General features: G+C 64.6%; 19 protein-coding genes and 6 tRNA genes. 17 read left to right on the top strand and 8 right to left on the bottom strand.

The window, feature by feature from the left end; genetic code table 11:
- Nucleotides 1–64: 64 nt before the first annotated feature.
- The 8 genes from tig (at nt 65) to ATSB10_RS03980 (ending at nt 8878) form a co-directional block, all read left to right on the top strand.
- Complete coding sequence (tig, locus tag ATSB10_RS03945; RefSeq protein WP_063670653.1) at nt 65–1357, top strand: trigger factor; 1293 nt, start codon at nt 65–67, stop codon at nt 1355–1357.
- Between the two features lie 58 nt (nt 1358–1415).
- Nucleotides 1416–2039 carry an ATP-dependent Clp endopeptidase proteolytic subunit ClpP gene (gene clpP, locus ATSB10_RS03950; protein ID WP_425478157.1) on the top strand — a complete coding sequence of 208 codons (624 nt, stop codon included), beginning with the start codon at nt 1416–1418 and terminating at the stop codon, nt 2037–2039.
- Nucleotides 2040–2144: 105 nt separating this feature from the next.
- Nucleotides 2145–3437 carry an ATP-dependent Clp protease ATP-binding subunit ClpX gene (gene clpX / locus ATSB10_RS03955; RefSeq protein WP_063670656.1) on the top strand — a complete coding sequence of 431 codons (1293 nt, stop codon included), beginning with the start codon at nt 2145–2147 and terminating at the stop codon, nt 3435–3437.
- A gap of 155 nt (nt 3438–3592) precedes the next feature.
- On the top strand, nt 3593–6091 hold the full coding sequence (gene lon / locus ATSB10_RS03960) for an endopeptidase La (RefSeq protein ID WP_063670658.1): 2499 nt from the start codon (nt 3593–3595) through the stop codon (nt 6089–6091).
- 343 nt (nt 6092–6434) lie between these two features.
- Nucleotides 6435–6707 carry an HU family DNA-binding protein gene (locus ATSB10_RS03965; RefSeq protein WP_017461157.1) on the top strand — a complete coding sequence of 91 codons (273 nt, stop codon included), beginning with the start codon at nt 6435–6437 and terminating at the stop codon, nt 6705–6707.
- A 20-nt stretch (nt 6708–6727) separates the two neighbouring features.
- A tRNA-Val gene (locus tag ATSB10_RS03970) sits at nt 6728–6802 on the top strand.
- Nucleotides 6803–6812: 10 nt separating this feature from the next.
- Nucleotides 6813–6889, top strand: a tRNA-Asp gene (locus ATSB10_RS03975).
- Nucleotides 6890–6973: 84 nt separating this feature from the next.
- Nucleotides 6974–8878, top strand: coding sequence for a SurA N-terminal domain-containing protein (locus ATSB10_RS03980; RefSeq protein WP_063670660.1), 1905 nt, complete (start codon nt 6974–6976; stop codon nt 8876–8878).
- A 79-nt stretch (nt 8879–8957) separates the two neighbouring features.
- On the opposite strand, the gene ATSB10_RS03985 is transcribed toward ATSB10_RS03980, so the two are convergent.
- Together ATSB10_RS03985 and gloB are read right to left on the bottom strand one after the other, a co-directional pair.
- Entirely contained in the window at nt 8958–10112 is a 1155-nt protein-coding gene (locus ATSB10_RS03985; RefSeq protein ID WP_335645879.1) for a LysM peptidoglycan-binding domain-containing protein, read from the bottom strand.
- Nucleotides 10113–10120: 8 nt separating this feature from the next.
- On the bottom strand, nt 10121–10888 hold the full coding sequence (gene gloB / locus ATSB10_RS03990) for a hydroxyacylglutathione hydrolase (RefSeq protein WP_063670664.1): 768 nt from the start codon (nt 10886–10888) through the stop codon (nt 10121–10123).
- A 184-nt stretch (nt 10889–11072) separates the two neighbouring features.
- Between gloB and ATSB10_RS03995 the strand changes: the two genes are divergently transcribed.
- From ATSB10_RS03995 to dnaQ, 3 genes are read left to right on the top strand one after another with little or no spacing between them, the layout of a single operon-like run.
- Nucleotides 11073–11753 (top strand): methyltransferase domain-containing protein, encoded by a 681-nt coding sequence (locus ATSB10_RS03995; protein WP_063670666.1) that lies wholly within the window; start codon nt 11073–11075, stop codon nt 11751–11753.
- A gap of 26 nt (nt 11754–11779) precedes the next feature.
- Nucleotides 11780–12223 (top strand): ribonuclease HI, encoded by a 444-nt coding sequence (gene rnhA, locus ATSB10_RS04000; protein ID WP_063670668.1) that lies wholly within the window; start codon nt 11780–11782, stop codon nt 12221–12223.
- Complete coding sequence (dnaQ, locus tag ATSB10_RS04005) at nt 12220–12939, top strand: DNA polymerase III subunit epsilon (RefSeq protein WP_063670670.1); 720 nt, start codon at nt 12220–12222, stop codon at nt 12937–12939. Before rnhA ends, dnaQ begins: the two co-directional genes overlap by 4 nt.
- 5 nt (nt 12940–12944) lie before the next feature.
- On the opposite strand, the gene ATSB10_RS04010 is transcribed toward dnaQ, so the two are convergent.
- A complete protein-coding gene (locus tag ATSB10_RS04010) occupies nt 12945–13646 on the bottom strand; it encodes a PP2C family protein-serine/threonine phosphatase (protein WP_063670672.1) in 702 nt (233 codons plus the stop codon).
- 111 nt (nt 13647–13757) lie between these two features.
- Here ATSB10_RS04010 and ATSB10_RS04015 point away from each other — a divergent pair.
- Nucleotides 13758–13847: transfer RNA gene (locus ATSB10_RS04015), tRNA-Ser, on the top strand.
- A 54-nt stretch (nt 13848–13901) separates the two neighbouring features.
- Here ATSB10_RS04015 and ATSB10_RS04020 read toward each other — a convergent pair.
- On the bottom strand, nt 13902–14654 hold the full coding sequence (locus tag ATSB10_RS04020; protein ID WP_063670674.1) for a TetR/AcrR family transcriptional regulator: 753 nt from the start codon (nt 14652–14654) through the stop codon (nt 13902–13904).
- A gap of 180 nt (nt 14655–14834) precedes the next feature.
- Nucleotides 14835–17207 (bottom strand): phosphoenolpyruvate synthase, encoded by a 2373-nt coding sequence (gene ppsA, locus ATSB10_RS04025; RefSeq protein WP_063670676.1) that lies wholly within the window; start codon nt 17205–17207, stop codon nt 14835–14837.
- A gap of 224 nt (nt 17208–17431) precedes the next feature.
- Here ppsA and ppsR point away from each other — a divergent pair, with 224 nt between their 5' ends.
- Complete coding sequence (gene ppsR / locus ATSB10_RS04030) at nt 17432–18247, top strand: posphoenolpyruvate synthetase regulatory kinase/phosphorylase PpsR (RefSeq protein WP_063670678.1); 816 nt, start codon at nt 17432–17434, stop codon at nt 18245–18247.
- A gap of 25 nt (nt 18248–18272) precedes the next feature.
- Entirely contained in the window at nt 18273–18755 is a 483-nt protein-coding gene (locus tag ATSB10_RS04035; RefSeq protein WP_063670680.1) for a DUF1249 domain-containing protein, read from the top strand.
- A 63-nt stretch (nt 18756–18818) separates the two neighbouring features.
- On the opposite strand, the gene ATSB10_RS04040 is transcribed toward ATSB10_RS04035, so the two are convergent.
- From ATSB10_RS04040 to ATSB10_RS04050, 3 genes are all read right to left on the bottom strand, one after another.
- A tRNA-Asp gene (locus tag ATSB10_RS04040) sits at nt 18819–18895 on the bottom strand.
- Between the two features lie 54 nt (nt 18896–18949).
- Nucleotides 18950–19025: transfer RNA gene (locus ATSB10_RS04045), tRNA-Glu, on the bottom strand.
- A gap of 8 nt (nt 19026–19033) precedes the next feature.
- Nucleotides 19034–19109, bottom strand: a tRNA-Ala gene (locus tag ATSB10_RS04050).
- A 156-nt stretch (nt 19110–19265) separates the two neighbouring features.
- Here ATSB10_RS04050 and ATSB10_RS04055 point away from each other — a divergent pair.
- The 3 genes from ATSB10_RS04055 (at nt 19266) to ATSB10_RS04065 (ending at nt 23412) form a co-directional block, all read left to right on the top strand.
- Entirely contained in the window at nt 19266–21008 is a 1743-nt protein-coding gene (locus tag ATSB10_RS04055; RefSeq protein ID WP_063674325.1) for a cation:proton antiporter, read from the top strand.
- Between the two features lie 170 nt (nt 21009–21178).
- The gene (locus ATSB10_RS04060; RefSeq protein ID WP_063670682.1) at nt 21179–21946 is read left to right on the top strand and encodes an FKBP-type peptidyl-prolyl cis-trans isomerase; all 768 of its coding nucleotides are present in this window, start codon (nt 21179–21181) and stop codon (nt 21944–21946) included.
- 125 nt (nt 21947–22071) lie between these two features.
- Nucleotides 22072–23412 (top strand): UDP-glucose dehydrogenase family protein, encoded by a 1341-nt coding sequence (locus ATSB10_RS04065; RefSeq protein ID WP_063670684.1) that lies wholly within the window; start codon nt 22072–22074, stop codon nt 23410–23412.
- The last annotated feature ends 4 nt before the right edge of the window (nt 23413–23416 follow it).

Here is a 23416-nt window from a genome sequence, read left to right on the forward strand (position 1 = left end):
GCGGCTGCCGGCCGCCTTGGAGCCTGTGACAGGCCCCATTACCCAGGAAAACCCAGGAGTCGTCATGCAGGTTTCGGTTGAGAACGTCGGCAAGCTCGAGCGCAAGCTCACGGTGAAGTTTCCCGCCGAGCGCTTCGAGTCGCAGGTCAGCGCGCGCATCGCTGAGATGGGCAGTACCGTCCGGCTGAAGGGCTTCCGCCCCGGCAAGGTGCCGACCACCGTGATCCAGCAGCGTTTCGGTGCGCAGGTCCGTGGCGAGGTCTTGTCTGACCTGATCGGAACCACGCTGCGCGAGGCGTTTGACCAGGAGAACCTGCGTCCGGTGGCGAATCCGTCGGTGGACACCACCGGTACCCCGGAGAATGGCGAGATCTCGTATACCGCCACTTTCGAGGTGATGCCGGAGTTCCCGGCGATCGACGTGACCACTCTTGCCGTCCAGCGTCCTGCTTCGGAAGTGACCGAGGCCGATATCGAAAAGATGATCGAAACCCTCCGCCAGCAGCGTCGGTCCTTCGACGAGGTCGAGCGCGCGTCCAAGGAAGGCGACTTCGTGATGTTCGAGTATTCCGCCGAGGCGGGTGACTACCGCTTTCCGGCCGAAGGTCAGGAGCGGGCGGGCAGCGTGCTCGGCTCGGGGACCCTGTTCAAGGCGCTCGATGACGCGCTGACCGGCCGCAGTGCGGCTGAGGAGTTCAGTGCCGACATCGATTTTCCGACCGACTTCCGCAATGAGAGCCTCGCTGGCAAGACCTCGAAGGTGGCCTTCAAGGTCATCAAGGTCCAGGAGCCGAAGCTGCCGGAGGTCGATGCCGAGTTCGCCAAGCTTTTCGGTATTGCCGACGGTGATCTCGAGACGTTCCGCAAGGAAGTCCGGGCCAACCTTGAACGCGAGCTCAAGGCGACCCTGATGGGCCGTCTGAAGGCCGAGGTTGCCGAGAAGCTGGCCGACACCTATGCAGAGGTCGACGTGCCGAACCTGATGGTCCAGTCGGAAGCTCGTGCGCTCGCCGCCGGAAGCGTCCCGAAGGGGCAGCAGCCCCCGCCGCAGCTCATCGAGGCCGCCATGCCGATGGCGCGCAAGCGGGTGCTTGCCGGCCTGCTGATGGGTGAGATCGCCCGCAAGAACGAGCTGGTGGTCGACCGTAAGCGCGTGGCCGAGCAGCTTGCGGCCATCGCTTCGACCTACGAGGAGCCGGAGCAGGTCATTGAACTGTACAACTCCGATCCCCAACTGATGTCCGGGCTGCAGAACCGCGTGATGGAAGATCAGGTGGCCGAGTGGGTGGCCGAGCACGCCAGCACCACCGTACAGAACCTGAGCTTTGACGAGGTCATGCGTCCTGCGGGTGCCTGAGTCGCGTATCCTCGGGTAAAACGTTCAGGCCAATGGCTGGAAAGCTGGAGAGATGACCATGGATCCGATTAAGAACCTCAACCTGGTGCCCATGGTCGTCGAGCAGACGGCTCGCGGCGAGCGCTCCTACGACATCTACTCCCGTTTGCTTAAGGAGCGGGTGATCTTCCTGGTCGGCGAGGTGAACGATCACGTCGCGAACCTGCTGGTCGCACAGATGCTGTTCCTGGAGTCGGAGAACCCGGAGAAGGACATCCACCTGTACATCAACAGCCCCGGCGGTGTGGTCACGGCCGGGCTGGCGATCTACGACACCATGCAGTTCATCAAGCCCGACGTGAGCACCATGTGCGTTGGCCAGGCTTGCAGTGCGGCTTCGCTGCTGCTGATGGCCGGGGCCAAGGGCAAGCGGTATTCGTTGCCGAATTCCCGGGTGATGATCCACCAGCCCTCCGGTGGTGCCCGGGGCCAGGCCACCGACATCGAGATCCAGGCCCAGGAAATCCTGTATCTCCGTCGGCGCCTGAACCAGATCTACGTCGACCATACCGGCCAGCCGCTGGAAAAGATCGAGCGCGATATGGAGCGCGACCGCTTCATGAGCGCCGAGGCGGCGAAGGAATATGGCCTGATCGACGCCGTTCTCGACCGCCGGGCGGTCGATACCGTCAAGTCGGCCTGATCCGGCTTCAAACTCAGGTCTCCAGCGGGCTCCGCGCCTCGATTCAGGCGCGGAGCCCTGTGCTATTCTCGGGCCGAAAACCGATTCAAAGGCAGGATCACTAGCATGAGCGACGAGCGGCAGGGGCGTTCCACCGACAGCGGCAAGATTCTCTACTGCTCCTTCTGCGGCAAGAGCCAGCATGAAGTGCGCAAGCTGATCGCCGGCCCGTCCGTGTTCATCTGCGATGAATGCGTGGAGCTTTGCAACGACATCATTCGCGAGGAGTTGGAGGAGAAGGCCGCCTCCGGGCGTACGCACCTTCCCAAGCCCCGCGAGATCATGGAAGCGCTTGATCAGTACGTGGTCGGGCAGACGCGCGCCAAGAAGGCGCTTGCGGTAGCCGTCTACAACCACTACAAGCGGATGGAGTCGCGCCAGAAGGGCGACGAGGTCGAGCTGGGCAAGTCCAACATCCTGCTGATCGGTCCGACCGGCTCGGGCAAGACCCTGCTGGCCGAAACGCTCGCCCGCCTCCTCAACGTCCCATTCACCATCGCCGACGCGACGACCCTGACCGAGGCCGGCTACGTGGGTGAGGATGTCGAGAACATCATCCAGAAGCTGCTCCAGAAGTGCGATTACGACGTCGAGAAGGCACAGTCGGGCATTGTCTACATCGATGAGATCGACAAGATCTCGCGCAAGAGCGAGAACCCGTCGATCACCCGAGACGTCTCGGGCGAGGGTGTGCAGCAGGCGCTGCTGAAGCTGATCGAGGGCACGCTGGCCTCGGTGCCGCCGCAGGGCGGCCGCAAGCATCCGCAGCAGGAATTCCTGCAGGTCGACACCAAGAACATCCTGTTCATCTGCGGCGGCGCCTTCGCGGGCCTTGAGAAGGTGATCCAGCAGCGTTCGGAGACTACCGGCATCGGCTTTTCCGCTGAAGTCCGCTCGAAGGAGCGGACGTCGAACGTGGGCAAGGTGCTGGCCGACGTGGAGCCGGCCGACCTGGTGCGGTTCGGTCTGATCCCGGAGTTCGTCGGTCGCCTCCCGGTCATCGCCACGCTGGACGAACTGGATGAGGCGGCGTTGGTGAAGATCCTCACCGAGCCCAAGAATGCGGTGACCAAACAGTTCCGGAAACTGTTCGAGATGGAAGGGGCCGAGCTCGAGTTCCGTCCTGAAGCCCTGCAGGCGATCGCCCGCAAGGCGCTCAAGCGCAAGACGGGCGCGCGCGGCCTGCGCACCATTCTGGAGCAGGTATTGCTCGATACCATGTACGAGCTCCCCTCGCTCGATCACGTCAGCAAGGTTGTGGTCGACGATGCCGTGATCGAGGGGCAGGCCGAGCCCTATCTCATCTACCGGGGCAACCTCCAGCAGCGGGCGGTGGGAGAGGGCGGCGACGCCGCCTGACCGCACCTGACGATTGTCCGCGCGAGCCCGGCCTGTCGCCGGGCTTTCTTTTTTTCGAGCGTCATCACGGGCTTGTGCCCGAGGAGTCCCGCCTCCACTTGACGACTCAGAGTCCCCGGCGCAGTGTCGGGGCGAGCCTTAATCGAGACTGCTCCATGGCAAAGAACGCCTCTACCGCCCCGGTCACCACGGGTACCCCGGCTTCGCTCGATGCGCTGCCGGTGTTGCCGCTCCGTGATGTGGTGGTCTATCCACACATGGTGATTCCGCTGTTTGTCGGTCGCGACAAGTCGATGCGAGCTCTCGAGCGTGCAATGGAGGGCGAGCGCCAGATTCTGCTGGTCGCGCAGAAGAGCCCCGATATCGATGATCCGGAAATCGCCGATCTGCACGAGGTCGGAACGCTCGCGGGCGTACTGCAGTTGCTCAAGCTCCCCGACGGCACGGTCAAGGTGCTGGTCGAGGGGCAGGCGCGCGTAGCGATCGAGCAATACACCGACGAGGCCGGCATGCTGATGGCCCGTTCACACGTGATCGAGCCTATCTACAGTTCGAAGGAGCGCGAGCTGGACGTGGTGTCCCGAACGCTGGTTTCGCTGTTCGAACAGCTGGTCAAGCAGAGCCGCAAGTTGCCACCTGAGGTGCTGGCGACCTTGTCGGGCATTGAGGATCCGTCACGCTTGGCGGACTCCATCGCAGCCCATCTCACCGTTCGCATGGCGGACAAGCAGAAGGTGCTCGAGACGGCAGACGTCGGCCAGCGCCTCGAATTGCTGATCGGCCTGGTCGATGGCGAGATGGACCTGCAGCAGGTCGAAAAGCGCATCCGTGGGCGCGTCAAGTCGCAGATGGAGAAGAGCCAGCGCGAGTACTACCTCAACGAGCAGATGAAGGCCATCCAGAAGGAGTTGGGCGAGGGCGAGGAGGGGCCGAACGAGGTCGAGGAACTGCAGCGCAGGATCGACTCGGCGGGTATGCCCAAGGCCGTGCTTGCCAAGGCCAGACAGGAGTTCTCCAAGCTCAGGCAGATGTCGCCGATGTCCGCCGAAGCCACCGTGGTGCGCAATTATCTCGACTGGCTGCTGGGCGTGCCCTGGAAGAAGCGGTCCAAGGTGCGCAAGGATCTGCAGCTTGCGCAGGAAGTGCTCGATGCGGACCACTTCGGCCTGGAAAAGGTCAAGGAGCGCATCCTCGAGTATCTGGCCGTGCAGCAGCGCGTCAACACCATGAAGGGCCCGATCCTCTGCCTGGTCGGCCCGCCCGGCGTGGGCAAGACCTCGCTCGGGCAGTCGATCGCCAAGGCGACCAACCGCAAGTTCGTCCGCATGAGTCTCGGCGGCGTGCGCGATGAGGCCGAGATTCGCGGCCATCGCCGGACCTACATCGGTTCGATGCCGGGACGCATCGTGCAGAACCTCAACAAGGTGGGCAGCAAGAATCCGCTGTTCGTGCTTGACGAGATCGACAAGATGTCGATGGATTTCCGTGGCGACCCATCGTCGGCGCTGCTGGAGGTGCTGGACCCGGAACAGAACAACGCTTTCAATGACCATTACCTGGAGGTCGATCTGGATCTCTCGGAGGTCATGTGGATTGCCACCGCCAACTCGCTGAACATCCCCGGTCCGCTGCTGGACCGCATGGAGGTTATCCGCATTCCGGGCTACACCGAGGATGAGAAGCTGGCAATCGCTCAGCGTTACCTCCTGCCCAAGCAGCTCAAGGCGAACGGCCTCAAGGAGGGCGAGCTGACCATCGAGGAAGATGCGCTTCGCGATGCTGTCCGCTACTACACACGAGAGTCCGGCGTGCGCAATCTCGAACGCGAGGTGTCCAAGATCTGCCGCAAGGTGGTGAAGGAGCTCACGCTCGGCGAGGTGAAGGTGGCGAAGAAGGCTAAGGCGACTTCTTCTGCCAAGGTCAAGGCCAGGCGCAAGCCCGCTGGCGTGGTCGTGTCGAGTGAAAACCTCGAGCACTATCTGGGCGTGCGCCGGTTCGATTTCGGTCGCAAGGAGCAGCAGAACGAGGTTGGTCTGGTGACCGGGCTGGCCTGGACCCAGGTGGGTGGTGACCTGCTGAGCATCGAGGCATCGATTGTCCCCGGCAAAGGCAAGCTGGTGCACACCGGCCAGCTCGGTGACGTGATGAAGGAATCGATCCAGGCCGCGCTGTCAGTAGTGCGGGCCCGGGCCGAGACGCTGGGTATCGATCCTGATTTCCATCAGAAGCTCGATATGCATATCCACGTGCCTGAGGGGGCGACGCCGAAGGACGGCCCCAGTGCGGGTATCGCGATGTGCACTGCCCTGGTATCCGCGCTGACCAAGGTGCCGGTCCGCTCGGAAGTGGCCATGACGGGTGAGATCACCCTGCGTGGGCGGGTGCTACCGATCGGCGGTCTCAAGGAGAAGCTTCTGGCGGCCCATCGGGGTGGCATCACGACGGTGATCATCCCGGAGGAAAACCAGAAGGACCTGGCGGATATCCCGGCAAACATCACCCGTTCGCTGGAGATCCACCCGGTGCGTTGGATCGACCAGGTACTGGACATCGCGCTTGAGCGCCCCTTGCAGCCGACTGCCGCCGGCGGCGAGATCGCCAAGGTCGAGGTGAAGGCCGACGACTCGGCGACAAACGCCTCGCGGACGCACTGAATTCGCCATCGTTCCAATCAGGGAAGCGCCCGGTTCGATCGGGCGCTTTTTTATTTTGCGAAGCAAGAAAGGTGCCCTCCGGAGCTATGTTTCCGGTCTCCTGTCAAGCATTCAAAGTCTCTCGGCGAATACCTCCCGGATCGCCCGGAACCCTTGCTGCAACTTGTATTGCGGAGTTGCGCGAGCCACTGGTATAAAGGCGTACCGCAATCCCCGCGCCTTCATTTTTCGCGCAGTGATGCGGGGTAGCGGACGGCGCCAATGCGGAGCCAACCATCCACGTCGGCGTTGTCTCAGTCCCAACTGACCACGCGGGCCGCAAACCGTTTAAGGGAGTGTCTCAATGAACAAAACCGATCTGATCAATGCGATTGCCGACAAGGCCGAGCTGACCAAGGCCGACGCCGGCCGCGCTCTCGAAGCTTTCTTCGAAACCGTGCAGAAGGCCCTCAAGAAGGGTGACGACGTCTCCGTCGTTGGCTTCGGTACCTTCACCGTTCGCAAGCGCGCTGCTCGCACCGGTCGCAATCCGCGCACCAACGAGACGATCAAGATCAAGGCTTCGAAGGTCCCGGCGTTCAAGGCTGGCAAGACCCTGAAGGATGCCCTAAACTAAGCGGCTAGCTGCTTGGTTTCGGGTGCTTAGCTCAGCGGTAGAGCGTCGCCCTTACAAGGCGAGGGTCGTAGGTTCGATCCCTACAGCACCCACCAGAAAACATGCGGAGCGGTAGTTCAGTCGGTTAGAATGCTGGCCTGTCACGCCGGAGGTCGCGGGTTCGAGTCCCGTCCGCTCCGCCAGAGTTAGCAAGGGCGCCCGCGTGGCGCCCTTGTCATTTGAGCACCGCGCCTCGCGCGCCGAACACGATCCTCGGGAACATCTCCATGCTGCAGGCTCTGCGTAACAAGATGCACGGATGGCCGTCCATCGTCATTCTGGGTGTCGCTGTCTTTGCCATGTCGTTCTTCGGCATCGAGTCCTACTTCATGTCGCGCAACGACACGTTTGTCGCGAAGGTGGGCAAGCAGGAAATCAGCCAGCAGCAGTTCCAGAATCGCCTGAACCAGGCCCGGCAGACAGCCAGCCAGCAGCAGGGCGACAACTTCGACGGCAGCATCTTCGAGCAGCCGGCAACCAAGCTGGCGATCCTGAATCAGCTGATCGACGAGAAGCTGCTGGAACAGGCGAACAGCAATCTCGGCATGGTGGTCCCCAGCCAGGCGCTGCGTGATTTCATCTCGGCGATTCCGGCGTTCCAGCTCGATGGCAAGTTCGACCCGACCACCTATCGCACCGTGCTGTCGATGCAGGGCAAGACCCCGGAGATGTTCCAGAGCGAGGTACAGGCATCGCTGGAGCCGTCATTGATTCCCGACGCGATCACGGCCGGTGCGATCGTCACTGCGGCCGACGTGGATCGCTTCATCAATCTGCGCCTGCAGCGGCGCGATGTCCGGTATGCCCAGCTGCCCCAGCCGAAGATCGACGACGCGCCGGTGACCAGCTCCCAGGCGCAGGCGTACTACGACCAGCACAAGGACGAGTTCGGCATCCCCGAGCAGGTCTCCTTGCAGTACATCGAGGTCAACGAGGCGGATCTGAAGCCTGCGGCCCCGCCCTCGGACGAAGACCTGCGCAAGCGCTACCAGGATGAGAAGGCGAAGTTCGTGCAGCCCGAGCAGCGGCTGGTCTCGCACATCCTGATCAACGTTCCGAAGAATGCCACGCCGGATCAGCAGAAGGCGGCTCTGGCCAAGGCAAAGAAGATCGCTGCAGAGGCCACGCCCGCCGATTTCGCCAAGCTTGCGCAGCAGGATTCGGACGACCTCGGTTCGAAGCGCCAGGGTGGTGATCTCGGTTGGCTGGAGAAAGGCGTGACCACGCCCGCGTTCGACGAGGCCATGTTCAAGATGCAGAAAGGCCAGATCTCGCAGCCGGTGCTGTCTGACGAGGGCTATCACATCATCTGGCTGCGCGATGTGCGCAGCGGAGTCGCCAAGCCATTCGAGCAAGTGCGGGACGAGTTGCTCAAGGAGGCGGAGGCCGGCTCCAAGGATCGCGTCTACAACGACCTGGCTGGCAAGCTCACCGACAAGACCTATCAGAACCCGTCCTCGCTGGAGCCGGCGGCGCAGGAGCTGGGCCTGAAGATCCAGTCGACCCCGCTGTTCTCGCGGGCAGGGGGGGCGGGTATCGCGGCCGATCCGAAGGTACTCAAGGCTGCTTTCAGCGACGACGTCCTGGCCCAGGGCAACAACTCCAATCTGATCGAGCTCGGCACCGGGCATGCCGTGGTGATTCGCGTCGACAAGCACGTGGCCGCATCCACTAAGCCGCTGGCCGAAGTCGAGGATGCCGTTCGTCAGAAGGTGATCGCGCAGCGCGAGACCGCGGCGGCGAAGAAGCAGGCGGATGCACTGCTCGCACGTCTCGAGAAGGGCGAGGCGCTCGATACGGTGGCCGACTCGGTGGGTGCGAAAGTCCAGAAGGTCGACGGCGTCATGCGGGCCCAGCCGAGCCTGTTGCCGGCGCTCGAGAAGCAGGCATTCCTGATGCCGCATCCGCAGTCGGGCAAGCCCGAGTACACCGAAGTCGAGCTGGATGACGGCAGTTTTGCGCTGCTCGCCCTGGACAAGGTGGAGGGGGCGGACATGAGCAAGATCCGTCCCGAGGAGCGCGAGATGCTGCGCGGCCAGATGGTCAAGGCGTACGGCGCGGAGGCGACTCAGGAGTTCATCGGTCAGCTCAGGTCCCGAACTGAAATCACCATCTTCAAGGACCGGCTCTGATCCCTGCGGGGGAGTTTGAGCCGGAAAAGCAGAAGCGGCCTCTCGGCCGCTTCTTTTTTCCCGGCGATGGATTTCGAAGCTAGTTGCCGGGTGGCTCCAGGCGGAGCGTCTGTCCCGGATGGATCCGGTTGCCGTGCAGCGCATTCCACCGCGCCAGCTCTCGCACCGACAGGCCGTACTGGTGTGCGATTGCCCAGAGGCTCTCTCCCCTGCGGACGGTGTGTTCCATCGGATGCAGCGGAGGAGGGGCGTCTGCCGCGGCGCCGGCTTTGCGCATGGCATCGACGAATTGGTCGACGCGATTGCCCGGCAGCATCAGCGAGCTGGCATGTGCCGGATCGATGCGGTTGTCGAGGAATCCGGCGTTGTAACGGCGCAATGCATCCACCGACATGCCGGCATGCGCGGCGGCTGTGCTGACCGTCATCGGGTGTTCGACGGGCACTGCCACCAGGTGCTCGTCCTTGGGAAGGGTCGGTAGCGTGACGTCAAAGCGCGCAGGCTCCCGGATCACGCAGGCGATGGCGAGCAGTTTGATCAGGTGCTCCCGGGTGACCCGCCTGACCGGCAGCTGCGGGATTGCCGGGCTGGGTGCTGGCATGCCGTGGGCGGCCACAAGCCTTCGCACCGAGAACTCACCGGCGTTGAACGCATAATCAACCAGGCGCCAGTCGCCGAACTGTTGGTAGTAGCGGTGCAGCATGGTCATGACGGCTTCGGTGGATGCTTCGACGTCCATGCGTCCGTCGAAGTGGCGGCCAACCTTCAGTCCGAGCGTGCCCGCCGTCGCCGGTACGATCTGCCACATTCCACCGGGCTGTCCGCCGTGTCCGTGCACTGGGCGATAACGGCTTTCCACCCATGGCAACAGCACGAACTCGCCAGCGACATCGTGCTTGGCGGCAACGGACTGAATGAAGCGCAGCCGCGGCAGGGAAGACTGCAGGTGATGTTCGAAACCTGCCCTGTTCGCGGTGAAACGTCTGGCCCAATGTTCGATGGCCGGGTCGCCATCGCAGTCGTCCATGGCGAAGCTGGCCCGGAGGGCAGTCCACAGGTCGGCGGGTTGCTGCTGGTCTTTCCGTGGTGCCTGTGCAGCAGAAGGCGGCGTGGCATCAATGCTCGGGACCGGTGGCCGCGCGGCTGGACGTTGTGGCGGTGCGGGAGGGATGGCCGCACAGGAAGCCAGCAGCGTAGCTGCCAGCGGGACGAGCCGGCTGGCGCGTTTTTTCACCGATGGCCTCATCCCCGGAAATGGTCCTTGGCCTGGCGCAGGGCGGCAAAGCGCCCGACGCGGTCGCCCGCCTCCGCGCCGTTCCGCTCGCCCCAGCGCACCAGGGCCGGGCGATCGATTCGAAGGAAGGGGTTGGTCTCCAGCTCGCGTGCCAGCGGCACCGGCAGGGTGGGCAGGGACAGGCCGCGAAGCCTGGCTACCTCGGCGAGTCGTTCGGCCAGATCGGGATTCTCCGGGTCCACTGCGAGGGCAAAGCGCCCATTCGATGCCGTGTATTCGTGCGCACAGCAGACCTGGGTGGTTCCGGGCAGCGCAGACAGGCGCTCGAGCGAAGCAAGCATCTGCTCGGGACTGCCCTCGAACAGCCGCCCACAACCGAGGCTGAAAAGCGTGTCGCCGCAGAAGAGCCAGCCCGCACCGACATAGGCGATGTGGCTCAGGGTGTGCCCGGGAACTGCGAGTACCTCCAGGCGAACATCCGGTCCGCGCAGTTCCACCACGTCACCATCGGCGACCCGCTGGTTGACATGATCGATTCGTGGGTCGTTCGGCGCATGGATCTCCACCGGATGGGACTGCTGCAACTGCGCGACTCCGCCAATGTGGTCCTGGTGGTGGTGGGTCAGCAGGATGGCGCGCAGCGAGAGGCCATGCTCGGCCAGGGCCTTCTCCACCACGTCGGCGTCACCGGGGTCGACCACCGCTGCGCGTCCCTGGTCGTCATGCATCAGCCAGATGTAGTTGTCGGCCAGGGCCGGTAGCGCCATCAGATGCAAAGCTGTCTCCAGGCGGGGCGTATGTGCTCTCCGAAGCGGATGGCAGCAAGGCCGGGTCGCCGACTATAGCCTCGGAGCGGAGGGGCGCTCGTTAGTCGGGCGTTAACCCTCGCTCGTCGCGTGCAGCTGCCGGTCAGGGCGGTCAACCGCTACACTGCCACCGATCAGCCCACAGGTGTATTGCATGTCCGCTGCGTTCCCCGACATCTATGCCAGCGCGCCCTTGCGGCGCCTGCTGGACGATGAGGTGCGCGGGCTGACTCCCGACCTGCAGCGTTGTCGGGGTGATCACGGCCTGCTGGTGTCGGCCATCGAACAGGATCAGCTGCCGGCTGTGCCGATGCTGTCCTGCTGGACCCGGCTCGCCGTGGCCGAAACGCGCTACAGCGGCGATATCGCCGGGCGTAGCGACGAATCGTTGCCTTTTCTGGATGATGCGTTCGAGCTGGTTGTCCTCAGGCATGCGCTGGAAGCAGCTACGGCGCCGATGGCCCTGCTGGACGAGTCGCTGCGTGTCCTGGCACCGGGGGGAATGATCGCCGTCAGCGGACTTCATCCCCTCAGCCTGTGGCTGCCCTGGCTGGCTTGGCGGACGCGTCGGCAGGCCCTGCGTCTCCATATGCCGTTGCAGTTGGGTGAGTGGCTGCGGCGACGTGACATGCAGGTGGAATGCGTGCGGCGACTGGGGCCTGTGTGGCCGCTGGCCGATGTCGCGACCGGACTCGGCGATGCCTTGGGCGGAGGGTACGTCCTGATGGCCCGCAAGCGCCGGCGGGCAGCCGCGCCATTGCGGCTGGTGCCGCGGCCGATTCGCGCCCCGGTCGATGGGCGGCTGGCCCCCGGTGCCCGGCGGAACATCGCCTGAGCAACCCGAGAACAAGAGGAAACGTTTTGACGCAAGTGGAAGCATTCACCGATGGCGCCTGCCTCGGGAACCCGGGGCCGGGCGGCTGGGCGGCGCTGCTGCGCGCCAACGGCAAGGAGCGCATGCTTGCCGACGGCGAGCCGGACACCACCAACAACCGGATGGAGCTGATGGCCGCGATCGCCGCGCTGGAGGCTCTGCGTCGGCCCTGTATCGTCGACCTGACCACCGATTCGCGCTACGTCATGCAGGGCATCGAGCAGTGGGTGCCGAAGTGGCGCGCCAATGGTTGGCGTACCGCTGACCGCAAGCCGGTCAAGAACCAGGATCTCTGGGTGCGTCTGTCCGATGCCGCGGCCCGCCATACGGTTCGCTGGCACTGGGTGCGTGGGCACAACGGGCACGCGGAGAACGAGCGTGTCGACGAAGCAGCGCGGGAGCAGGCCGAGCAGCACAGGAGGCGCGCATGAGGCAGGTCGTGCTGGATACCGAGACAACCGGCCTCGAGGTTCGTCAGGGGCACCGGCTGATCGAGATCGCCTGCCTGGAGATGGTGGAGCGTCGACTGACCGGGCGCCGTTACCAGACCTATCTGAATCCGGATCGCGCGATAGACGAGGGCGCGCGCCAGGTCACCGGCATCGAGGACGAGTTCCTGCTGGACAAGCCGCGGTTCGCCGACGTGGCGGGGGAGTTCCTGGCCTTCATCGAAGGCGCCGAACTGATCATCCATAACGCCGCGTTCGACCTGGCCTTCCTGAACGCCGAGCTGGCACGACTCCCCGGCGATCCGGGGACGATCGGCGATCGATGTTCCGTGCTCGACACCCTGGCGATGGCGCGCGAGCGCTATCCCGGCCAGCGCAACAGCCTGGATGCCTTGTGCAAGCGTCTCGGCGTGGACAATTCCGCCCGCGAGCTCCATGGCGGCCTGATCGACTGCCAGTTGCTGGCAGACGTCTATATCGCCATGACCTCGGGCCAGGTCGCGCTCGATCTCGGCTTCGAGAAGGCATCCGAGGAACAGCAGACGGCGGTGGTGGCGCCAGTGGTGCTTTCGCGCCGCCCGCGGGTGCTGCGGGCCGGGGCCGACGAGCTGGCAGCGCACGAAAAGCGGCTGGATACCCTGGACAAGAGCGCCGGGGGAACCAGCCTCTGGCGCCGCGAAGCCGTGACTCCTGTCTGACCTGGTTAGCGCAAGCGGATCAGGATCGCGGTGAGGTTGTCGTTGCCACCCGCATCGAGACCGGCCAACAGCAGATGATCCACGCACTCCTGCGCGGCCAGGTCACTCCGTTGAACCAGGCCGGCCAGGGATGCGGTGTCGAGGCCATCGGTCAGGCCGTCGGTGCATAGCAGGAAGGCGTGGCCCGGGCGCTGCTGACCGCCGGCGACGCCTATGTGCAACTGTCCGGCGGCGGTGATCCCCAGCGCCTGGGTCAGTACGTTGCGCTGCGGGTGTCGCGCTGCAAGCTCCGGATCGAGCCGGCCGGCGTTGACCAGTTCCTGCACCAGCGAGTGGTCGTGACTGATCAAGTGGAACTCCCCGGCCAACTGGTAGATGCGGCTGTCGCCGACCCAGGCCACGTCATAGGCCTCATCGTGCAGGTGGAGAGCGGCCAGTGTCGTTCCCATCGGTAGCGTGTCGCGACGTCGATACGCGTGTTGTTCCAGCTGTTCCGCCGCAAGCCGGACCGCGTCGTGCAGGGGCTGTCCGAGGCGGATCTGCTCGACCACCGCATCGCGCGCGAGCGCGGCCGCGACCTCGCCGTGCTGGTGCCCACCCATCCCATCGGCAACAAGGAACAGCCCGAGGTCGGGATCGGCATAGTAGGTGTCCTCGTTGCGCGTGCGGCGCAGGCCGACGTGGGTTCCGTGTCCGAATTCGATCATGGGGGCGGGTGGTGGCTGACCGGCGCAGCATGCCGGATGCATCCCCAGTTGTCACGGCGCTCATGCCTGCGTATCATTACCGGCTCACGCGAACCACCGCGTGCCCCCTTTGGAGAGGTGGCAGAGTGGTCGAATGTACCTGACTCGAAATCAGGCGTACGTGTAAGCGTACCGTGGGTTCGAATCCCACCCTCTCCGCCAATTGAAAGGCCCCGCAGCGATGCGGGGCTTTTTCATTGGGGCTTAATCGAAGCGTCACGCCTCCGCAGGGGCAGCCGGAGGCGCGTGTTTGCGATCGCACCCGATTGATCGAGCCTGGCTGAGCTGCTGCAGCCGGTGGATCTTTCCCACCTGCGTCGGGGTGCCCAGTGGCGCGGTGAGGGCCGGAGACACCAGGGCCACCAGGCGGGCGAGCAGCTCGGTGTCGGGGATCGACTGGCCCATGCTCAGCTCGGCGACGAGCTCGTCCATGTCGTCGGTCGCCAGCACTCCGGAGAGCGACTTGAGCGCGAAATGCAACCGCAGGCCCAGCTCGCTGCGGGGCACGTGGGGCAGGGCGCGCGCGAATGCATCGAAAAAGCGTCCGAAGATCGGCCGGTAGTGCTGCTGAAGGTGGTCGCGGATGAACGGCGAGGCGTCGCTGTAGACCCTGCCGAGCAGTCTCAGGAAAGCCGGGCCGGCACCGGGGTCCCGCCCCAGTTGCATGGCCGGAACGAAGAGGACCCCGAGGATGGTCTCGCAATCCGGTACCTGCCCGGCTGCCTCGCAGGCGTCGAGCAGCCGCAGCCGCTCCTCATTGAGCCGGTCGAGCCGCTGGGAGAGCAACTCGCGCAGCATGGTGTCCTTGTTGCCGAAGTGGTAGTTCACGGCCGCCAGATTGGTGCCGGCGTGCGCGGTGATCTGCCTCATCGAGAGGCCTTCGTAGCCCCGGTCGATGAAGAGGTGCTCGGCGGCGTCCAGCAGTCGCCGCCGGGTCTCTGCCGCCTGGTTTCCCCCGGTAGTGCGCATGTTGAGCCCCTGTGGCCAGATGGATCGTGCCCCGACGCTCGTGCGTCAAACGCGCGTATGACGCTAGTGGGCGAGCCTGACAGGCTGCAAGCTGCACTGCACGACGTCGCGGTCATGGCCGGCACGGGAAAAGAAAAGGGCGGGGTTGCCCCCGCCCTGTTTCCAATCCCCTGGATCGGATCAGCCGTGCTTCTTCTTGGCCAGCCGCAACCAGGTGTCGACCACGGTGTCGGGATTGAGCGACACCGACTCGATGCCCTGTTCCATCAGCCACTCGGCCAGGTCCGGATGATCGCTCGGGCCCTGGCCGCAGATGCCGATGTACTTGCCCTTGGCGCGGGCCGTCTGGATGGCCATGGCGAGCAGCTTCTTCACCGCCGGGTCGCGTTCGTCGAACAGGCTGGCGACGATCGACGAATCGCGGTCCAGGCCCAGGGTGAGCTGGGTCAGGTCGTTGGAGCCGATGGAGAAGCCGTCGAAGATGTCGAGGAACTCGTCCGCGAGCAACGCATTGGACGGCACCTCGCACATCATGATCACCTTCAGCCCGTGCTCGCCCTGCTTCAGGCCGTTGGCAGCCAGCACGTCGATCACCTTGCGGCCCTCGCCCAGGGTGCGTACGAACGGGATCATCACCCAGACGTTGTCCAGGCTCATCGTCTCGCGCACGTGCTTGACCGCCTTGCACTCCAGCCCGAAGGACTCGGCGAAGCTCGGATCGACGTAGCGGCTGGCGCCGCGGAAGCCGATCATCGGGTTTTCTTCATGCGGTTCGTAGCGTGAACCGCCGATCAGGCCGGCGTACTCGTTCGACTTGAAGTCGGACAGCCGCACGATCACCGGCTTCGGGTAGACCGAGGCGGCGATGGTGGCGATGCCTTCGCCCAGCCGGTCGACATAGAACGACACCGGATCGGCGTAGCCGGCCATCCGTTCGTCGATCTTGGCCTTGGTGTCGGCGTCCTGCCTGCTGTATTCCAGCAAGGCTTTCGGATGCACGCCGATGTGGCTGGCGATGATCATCTCGAGCCGCGCCAGGCCGATGCCGGCGTTCGGCAGCATGCCGAAGTCGAACGCACGCTCGGGGTTGGCCACGTTCATCATGATCTTCAGTGGCGCCTCGGGCATCGCGCCGAGGTCGGCGGTGATGCGCTCGAACGGCAGCTTGCCTTCGTAGATCATGCCGGTGTCGCCTTCGGCGCAGGACACCGTGACCTCGGCGCCGTCAGGAATCGACTGCAGGCCGTTGCCGGTGCCGACCACCGCCGGCACGCCCAGCTCGCGGGCGATGATCGCCGCATGGCAGGTGCGTCCGCCGCGGTTGGTGACGATGGCGGCAGCGCGCTTCATGATCGGCTCCCAGTCAGGGTCGGTCATGTCGGCCACCAGCACGTCGCCCGGCTGGAATTCATTCATCTGCGCCAGCGACTTCACCACGCGTGCCTTGCCGGCGCCGATCTTCTGGCCGATCGCGCGCCCCTCGGCCAGCACCTTGCCCTTGCCGTGCAGCTGGAAGCGCTCGAGCTGGGTCGCATGGGCGCGCGACTTCACCGTTTCCGGGCGTGCCTGCACGATATAGAGCTTGCCGGTGTGGCCATCCTTCGCCCACTCGATGTCCATCGGGCGACCGTAGTGCTGCTCGATCACCAGTGCCTGCTTGGCCAGTTCCTGCACGTCGGCGTCGGTCACGCAGAAGCGGTGGCGCAGCTCGGCCGGGGTTTCCTCGATCCGCACGCGCTCGCCGGGCTGGTCCGAATACACCATGCGCTGCTGCTTGGCGCCGAGGCTGCGGCGGAGCAGGGCGGGCTTGCCGGCCTTGAGCGTGGGCTTGAAGACGTAGAACTCGTCCGGGTTCACCGCGCCCTGCACGACCATCTCGCCGAGGCCGTAGGAGCCGGTGACGAAGACAACATCACGGAAGCCCGACTCGGTGTCCAGGGTGAACAGTACGCCGGAGGCGCCCACGTCCGAGCGCACCATCAGCTGCACACCGGCAGACAGGAACACGTCCTCGTGGGCGAAGCCCTGGTGCACGCGGTAGGCGATGGCGCGGTCGTTGTAGAGCGAGGCGAACACCTCCTTGACCTTGTGCAGCACGTCCTCGATGCCGACGACGTTGAGGAAGGTTTCCTGCTGGCCGGCGAACGAGGCGTCCGGCAGGTCCTCGGCGGTGGCCGAAGAGCGCACGGCCACGGCGATGTCGTCGCTGCCGGCATCCTTGCACAGCTTGGCGTAGGCGCCGCGGATGGCCTGGTCGAGATCGGCCGGCAGCGGCGTCTCGGTGACCCACTCGCGGATCTCCTTGCCGGCACGGGTCAGCGCATCGACGTCTTCCACATCCAGGCCTTCCAGGCGGGCGCGGATGCGCGAGGCGACGCCGCTCTTGTCCAGGTATTGCTGGAAGGCGTCCGCCGTGGTGGCGAAACCACCCGGCACCGACACGCCCAGTTTGCTGAGGTTGCCGATCATCTCGCCCAGCGAGGCATTCTTGCCACCAACCTTGCCCAGGTCGGTCATGCGAAGCTGGTCAAGCCAAAGCACCAGGTCGTTCAAGGTGGATCTCCTCGGAACTCAAGTGGGTAGGTCGGTGCGACCAGCCGAAAGCGGGTCACAAAGAACTGGTATTGTCCGCTGTGGATGGTGCATGGCACAAGAAGACCAATGCAATCCGTCGCCGCTCCACCTGCATACCAGTCAGCCAAGGATCAAGACACACGGTGCCTTGCGCATGCGATAACGTGAGCCACCGCCCTACACAGCCTCTTTTGGATCGAATCATGCAGCGGACTGTTTTCTTCATTTCCGACTCAACTGGTATTACTGCAGAGACCATCGGCAACAGCATCCTGGCGCAATTCGAGGGTACGGCCTTCGACAAGCATCGCCTGCCGTTCGTGGACGACGCGAAAAAGGCCGAGGCGGCCGCGCTGCGCATCAAGACCCGATACGCGCAGACGGGGCAGCGACCGATCGTGGTCAACACCATGGCAGACCGCACCTTGTGCGATATCGTCGCGACCAGCGGAGCGTTGATGCTGGATGTGTTCGCGCCCTTCATTGGCCCGCTGGAGGTGGAATTGGGGGCGAAGCGGTCCGGGGCGGTGAATCGTTCGCACGGCCTGGTCGATTTCGACAAGTACGAGGCGCGCATCAATGCGACCAACTATGCGCTCACCCACGACGACGGCATCGATGTCGACTATGCCCAGGCCGATCTGATCCTGGTGGGTGTGTCCCGCTCGGGCAAGACGCCGACCTGTCTCTACATGGCCTTGCATTACGGAGTGAGTGCCGCCAACTATCCGCTCACGGACGACGACCTGGACAAGCTGGAGCTACCGGTCCGCTTGCGCCCCTACAAGGACCGCCTGTTCGGCCTCACCATCGACCCCCAGCGTCTGGCGCAGATTCGCGAGCAGCGCCGCGCCAACAGTCGTTATGCCACGATCGAGCAGTGCCGCTGGGAGTTGGCGCAGGCGGAGAAGCTGATGCGTCGCGAGGCTATTCCCAGCCTCAACACCACGCATGTTTCGATCGAGGAAATCGCCAGCAAGATCTTCGAGCGCTTCGGCATCGAGCGCACCATGTTCTGAATTTCCAGAGGAGCTTTCCGGCTGTATGAGCGTTGTCCTGGATCGACGTACCGCGCTGCTTCCCGGGCGCTTCGAGTTCCTCATGGGGCTGTACGCCGAGAATTATCATCGGCTTGCACGGCTGTTTGCTCCCCAGGAGCTCTCTCCCGGACGCTACGTGTCGAGCATCGACGATGGGCTGGACGTGCACCTGCAGGTGCTGGAACGTCATCCGTACACACTCGAGCTGGAACTGACCTACGACCTGGTCGACGAGCAGACTGGGCTGCGCACACCGTCGGCGCAGCTGCGGGTATACACGGATGCACACGTGGCCGAGGCGCTGCACTGTCATCCCGGACGACACCTGTGGCAGGTGCTCGGTCCGTTTCCGCCTGCACGCACGGTGCTGCAGCACCGGCTGCGGATGAATGGGTTCCTGACCCGTTGGCTGGAATACCTGGCCGAGCAGGGACATTCGCTTGGCACGCTCGAGCGCGAGCTGGAGCCGCCGGCCCCGGTGGGGTGAGCGAGGGCGCGCCGCGCGAATCGCGGGCAACAAAAAACCCGCACAAGGCGGGCTTCTCGTAAGTGGCGGAGCGGACGGGACTCGAACCCGCGACCTCCGGCGTGACAGGCCAGCATTCTAACCGACTGAACTACCGCTCCACGTTTTGGTACAGCTAAACTTCCATCGCTTTCGCGAATCGGCGGGTTCCAACTTGGCGTCCCCACGGGGATTCGAACCCCGGTCGCCACCGTGAAAGGGTGGTGTCCTAGGCCTCTAGACGATGGGGACAAATAAGTTGGTGGAGCCAGGCGGGATCGAACCGCCGACCTCCTGCATGCCATGCAGGCGCTCTCCCAGCTGAGCTATGGCCCCGCCGCTGGAAGCCCGAAAGAATAGGCAGGGTTCGCGATTCCGTCAAGCGAAATTTTGAAAAATTTTCACCCGACCCGTGCGGAGCGCTTCGACATCCATTGCACCCGCCTGTCGGCTCCAGCGACTAAGCTGGCTGCACGTCTCATGGGACCGCGCATGCACGAGATCGGCTTCATCCGCGACTTGGCGATCGTGATGATCGTGGCTGGTGCCACGACCATCCTGTTTCACCGTCTGCGCCAGCCGGTACTGCTCGGATACATCCTCGCCGGAGTGCTCATCGGTCCCCACACCCCGGGTGTACTGGTGGCTGATCCGCGCGCCATCGACGACATCTCCAATCTTGGTGTCGTGCTGCTGATGTTCACCCTCGGTCTTGAGTTCAGCATCCGCAAGTTGCGCGAGGTGGGGCTTGGCATCCTGCTCGTCGCGGTCGCCGAGGTCGGGGTGATGCTCTGGATCGGCTACGGCCTGGGCGAGGCATTTGGCTGGCGTGGCACCGATGCCTTGTTCCTGGGTGGCATCGTGGCGTTGTCGTCCACGATGGTGGCCACGCGGACCCTTTCAGAAGTGGGGCTGGGTGATCGCCCGTTCGCACGCCTGGTCGTCGGTTTGCTGGTCGCCGAGGACATGCTGACCATCGTGTTGCTGACCATGCTCACCGCCGTGGCGATCGGCGGGTCGGTGGAGGCGTCCACGGCGTTTACGCTGATCGGCCATCTCGGACTCTTCGTCGTGGCGGGGATGATCGTCGGCCTGTTGCTGGTGCCGCGGCTGGTCGATTACGTGGCTGGCTTCGGCCGGTCCGAAGTGTTGCTGGTCAGCACCCTGGGTTTGTGCTTCGGGGCGAGCCTGTTTGCTGCCTGGATGGGGTTTTCGGTGGCACTCGGCGCATTCCTCATGGGCGCAGTGGTGGCCGAGGCGCGCAGTGCGGGCCAGGTGATGCACCTGATCGAGCCGCTACGCGACATGTTCGCAGCGCTGTTCTTCGTGGCGATCGGCCTGAAGATCGATCCGGTCATGCTGGCGCAATATGCGCTGCCGGCCCTGCTGATCGCCGCCGTGGTGATGGTGGGCAAGACAGTGGCCTGCAGCCTTGGCGTGTTCGTGATTGGCCATGACCCACGTACCGCGGTGCGCACGGGGGTCAGCATGGCCCAGATCGGCGAATTTTCCTTCGTGATCGCGACGCTGGGCCTTTCGCTGGGAGCGGTCAGCGACTTCATCTACCCGGTCGCGGTGGCCGTTTCGGTGATCTGCATGGCGCTGTCGCCGTACCTGGTCCGCTCGGCCGATGGGTTGGTCGATGGTCTGCGCCGCGTCGCGCCATCGTCCCTCAGCCTGCTGGCCACCAGCTACAGCGGTTGGCTCGAAAACCTGCGGCCGGTCGATGAGAACGCCGCGTTGGCCGCGATGCTGCGACGCCTGCTCGTGCACATCGCGGTGAATGTGATGCTGGTGGTGACGCTGTTCGTGGTGGGTGCCTACATCAACGCCCACAACTGGGCCTGGTTCTCGCAACTGGGTCTTTCGCGTGACGCCAGGCACACAGTGATCTGGGCGACTGCGCTGTTCCTGTCGCTGCCGCTGTTGATCGCGGTCTATCGCAAGGCCGAGGCGCTCGGCATGCTGCTTGCCGAGCTGGGGATCCGGGAGCGTCACGCGGGTGCCTACACCCGTGCCATCCGCAGCGTGCTGGCCAGGCTGATTCCCCTGGCCACATTGTTCGCTCTGGCGGTTCTGGTGGGGGCGCTCGGCTCGACCATCCTGCCGCCCCGCGGTATCGCTCTGTCCCTGGCGGCTGCGGGGGTACTTCTGGCGGTGGTGATGTGGCGGGGGCTGGTCAAGGTGCATGCCAGGCTACAGGCGGCTCTGCGGGACACGATCGCCAAGCCGTGACCCCGGTCACGTCCATCCGCTGGAGGGCGAAAGGGAACCTTTCCCGGGGGTAAGGGTCGCAGGCCCCGTGTCGTTGCCAAGCGCTGGCGGCGGCCGCACAATGAACGGCCAGCCTCCGGGTCGGAGGTTTGTCCGGCGCCGCCGGCATATTCCATATGAGGGAGTCTCGAATGAAGCATTTTCTGCGTCCCACGCTCACGGCGGCCGCTCTGGCCGTGGCGCTGGGCATGACCGCCGGCGCCCATGCGCAGGCAGCCAAGTCCTCCGCGGCCGGCAAGGTCGACAAGACCAAGGCCAGCTACGTGGTGGGTTGGGACCTGGCCAGCTCGCTCCCGCCGCTGGTGCGTGACGAAGTCGACCCGGCCACGGTGGCGCGCGCCGTGCAGTCCGCGCTGTCCGGCCAGAAGCCGACGATGAGCGAGGAGGAGTACAAGCAGGTCAAGCAGGCGTTCATCGCCAACCTGCAGGCCAAGGCAAAGGCCGAATACGAGAAGGTGGCCGCGCAGAACGAGTCCGAGGGCAAGGCGTTCCTGGCCAAGAACAAGACCAAGCCGGGCGTCAAGACCACCGCCTCCGGTCTGCAGTACGAGGTGATTTCCGCCGGCAGCGGCCCGCGCCCCGGCCCGAACGACACGGTGCAGATCGCCTACACCGGCACGTTCATCAATGGCGAGAAGTTCGATGCTTCGGCGGATCATCCGGAGCCGAAGGGTGGTACCTCCGTGCCGATTCCGCTGGCTGGCGTGATCCCGGGGTTCCGCGAAGGCCTGATGCTCATGCAGACCGGCGCCCACTACAAGCTGTTCATCCCGTCGAGCCTGGCCTACGGCGCGCAGCCGGGTAACGGCTTCCCGCCGAACGAGACGCTGATCTTCGACGTCACGCTCGAGAAGACCGGTCCGACCCCGGCAGGTCAGGCCCAGGGCCCGGGTAACTGATCCAGGTTTTTTTCCAGGGCTGAACCGGAAGAGGGCGCGAAGCGATTCGCGCCCTCTCTCGTTTGCGGCTGCGGCTGCTGGCCGGCTGCTACAATTGGAATTTATCTTCAGGGACGCACGAGGCGATGAAAGTCACCATCTTCGGCACGGGTTACGTAGGTCTGGTCACGGGCGCGTGCCTCGCGGAAATGGGCAACCACGTGCTGTGCGTGGACGTCGATGAAGCGAAGGTGGCGCGCCTGAAGAACGGTGAAATTCCGATCTTCGAGCCCGGACTGGAGCCGATGGTGCTCCGCAATCATGAGGAAGGTCAGCTCGACTTCACGACGGATCCCGCGCCGGCGATCAGGCATGGCGAAGTGATCTTCATCGCGGTGGGTACGCCTCCCGACGAAGACGGCAGTGCCGACCTTCAGTACGTGCTGGCAGTGGCTCGCACGATTGGCCGTCAGCTCGAGCGCTATGCGGTGATCGTCAACAAGTCGACCGTGCCGGTGGGGACCGCAGACCGCGTGCGCGCCGCGGTCGCCGAAGAGCTCGCCATGCGCGGCGTGCAGGTGCCGTTCGACGTGGTCTCCAACCCCGAGTTCCTCAAGGAGGGAGACGCTGTCGAGGACTGCCTCCGGCCGGATCGCATCGTGCTCGGCAGCGACAGCGAAAAGGCGGTCGCGGTGATGCGCAAGCTCTACGCGCCGTTCAATCGCAACCACGACCGCACAGTGCTGATGGACGTCCGCTCCGCCGAGCTGACCAAGTACGCAGCCAACGCCATGCTGGCGACCAAGATCAGCTTCATGAACGAGATCGCCAATATCGCCGAGCGGGTGGGAGCGGACGTGGAGTTGGTGCGACAGGGTATCGGGTCGGATCCGCGCATCGGCTATCACTTCATCTACCCGGGGGCAGGCTACGGCGGTTCCTGTTTTCCCAAGGATGTCCAGGCACTGGAGCGCACCGCCCGGGCCCACGGCTACGAGGCCCGGCTGCTGGGGGCGGTGGAGCAGGTCAACCGAACCCAGAAGGGAAAGCTGTTCGAGCTGATCCACCGTCATTTCGATGGCCAGTTGGCTGGCAAGACCGTGGCGCTGTGGGGTCTCGCGTTCAAGCCGAATACCGATGACATGCGCGAGGCATCCAGTCGGCGCCTCATGGAGATGCTCTGGGACGCGGGCGCCCGGGTGCGCGCCTTCGATCCGGAGGCGGCGGACGAAACCCGGCGCATTTACGGCGATCGCGACGACCTGGTGCTGTGCGAGCACCCATACGAGGCGCTCGAGGGAGCCGACGCGCTGGCGATCGTCACCGAGTGGAAAGCCTTCCGCAGTCCCGATTTCGAGCGTATCAAGGCGGCGCTGGGCACCCCGGTCATCTTTGATGGACGCAATCTCTACACCCCGGCAGCGGTAGAGGAAGCGGGACTGGCCTATTACGGCATTGGCCGCGGCCGCAGCTTGAGCAGGGGCTGATCCG

Origin of the sequence: Dyella thiooxydans (genome assembly GCF_001641285.1) — a bacterium.
Taxonomy (GTDB): domain Bacteria; phylum Pseudomonadota; class Gammaproteobacteria; order Xanthomonadales; family Rhodanobacteraceae; genus Dyella_A; species Dyella_A thiooxydans.

Coding starts and splice junctions, on each gene's coding strand:
- tig (WP_063670653.1), top strand. CDS start 65: ATGCAGGTTTCGGTTGAGAACGTCGGCAAGCTCGAGCGCAAGCTCACG.
- clpP (WP_425478157.1), top strand. CDS start 1,416: ATGGATCCGATTAAGAACCTCAACCTGGTGCCCATGGTCGTCGAGCAG.
- clpX (WP_063670656.1), top strand. CDS start 2,145: ATGAGCGACGAGCGGCAGGGGCGTTCCACCGACAGCGGCAAGATTCTC.
- lon (WP_063670658.1), top strand. CDS start 3,593: ATGGCAAAGAACGCCTCTACCGCCCCGGTCACCACGGGTACCCCGGCT.
- ATSB10_RS03965 (WP_017461157.1), top strand. CDS start 6,435: ATGAACAAAACCGATCTGATCAATGCGATTGCCGACAAGGCCGAGCTG.
- ATSB10_RS03980 (WP_063670660.1), top strand. CDS start 6,974: ATGCTGCAGGCTCTGCGTAACAAGATGCACGGATGGCCGTCCATCGTC.
- ATSB10_RS03995 (WP_063670666.1), top strand. CDS start 11,073: ATGTCCGCTGCGTTCCCCGACATCTATGCCAGCGCGCCCTTGCGGCGC.
- dnaQ (WP_063670670.1), top strand. CDS start 12,220: ATGAGGCAGGTCGTGCTGGATACCGAGACAACCGGCCTCGAGGTTCGT.
- ATSB10_RS04010 (WP_063670672.1), bottom strand. CDS start 13,646: ATGATCGAATTCGGACACGGAACCCACGTCGGCCTGCGCCGCACGCGC.
- ATSB10_RS04020 (WP_063670674.1), bottom strand. CDS start 14,654: ATGCGCACTACCGGGGGAAACCAGGCGGCAGAGACCCGGCGGCGACTG.
- ppsR (WP_063670678.1), top strand. CDS start 17,432: ATGCAGCGGACTGTTTTCTTCATTTCCGACTCAACTGGTATTACTGCA.
- ATSB10_RS04035 (WP_063670680.1), top strand. CDS start 18,273: ATGAGCGTTGTCCTGGATCGACGTACCGCGCTGCTTCCCGGGCGCTTC.
- ATSB10_RS04055 (WP_063674325.1), top strand. CDS start 19,266: ATGCACGAGATCGGCTTCATCCGCGACTTGGCGATCGTGATGATCGTG.
- ATSB10_RS04060 (WP_063670682.1), top strand. CDS start 21,179: ATGAAGCATTTTCTGCGTCCCACGCTCACGGCGGCCGCTCTGGCCGTG.
- ATSB10_RS04065 (WP_063670684.1), top strand. CDS start 22,072: ATGAAAGTCACCATCTTCGGCACGGGTTACGTAGGTCTGGTCACGGGC.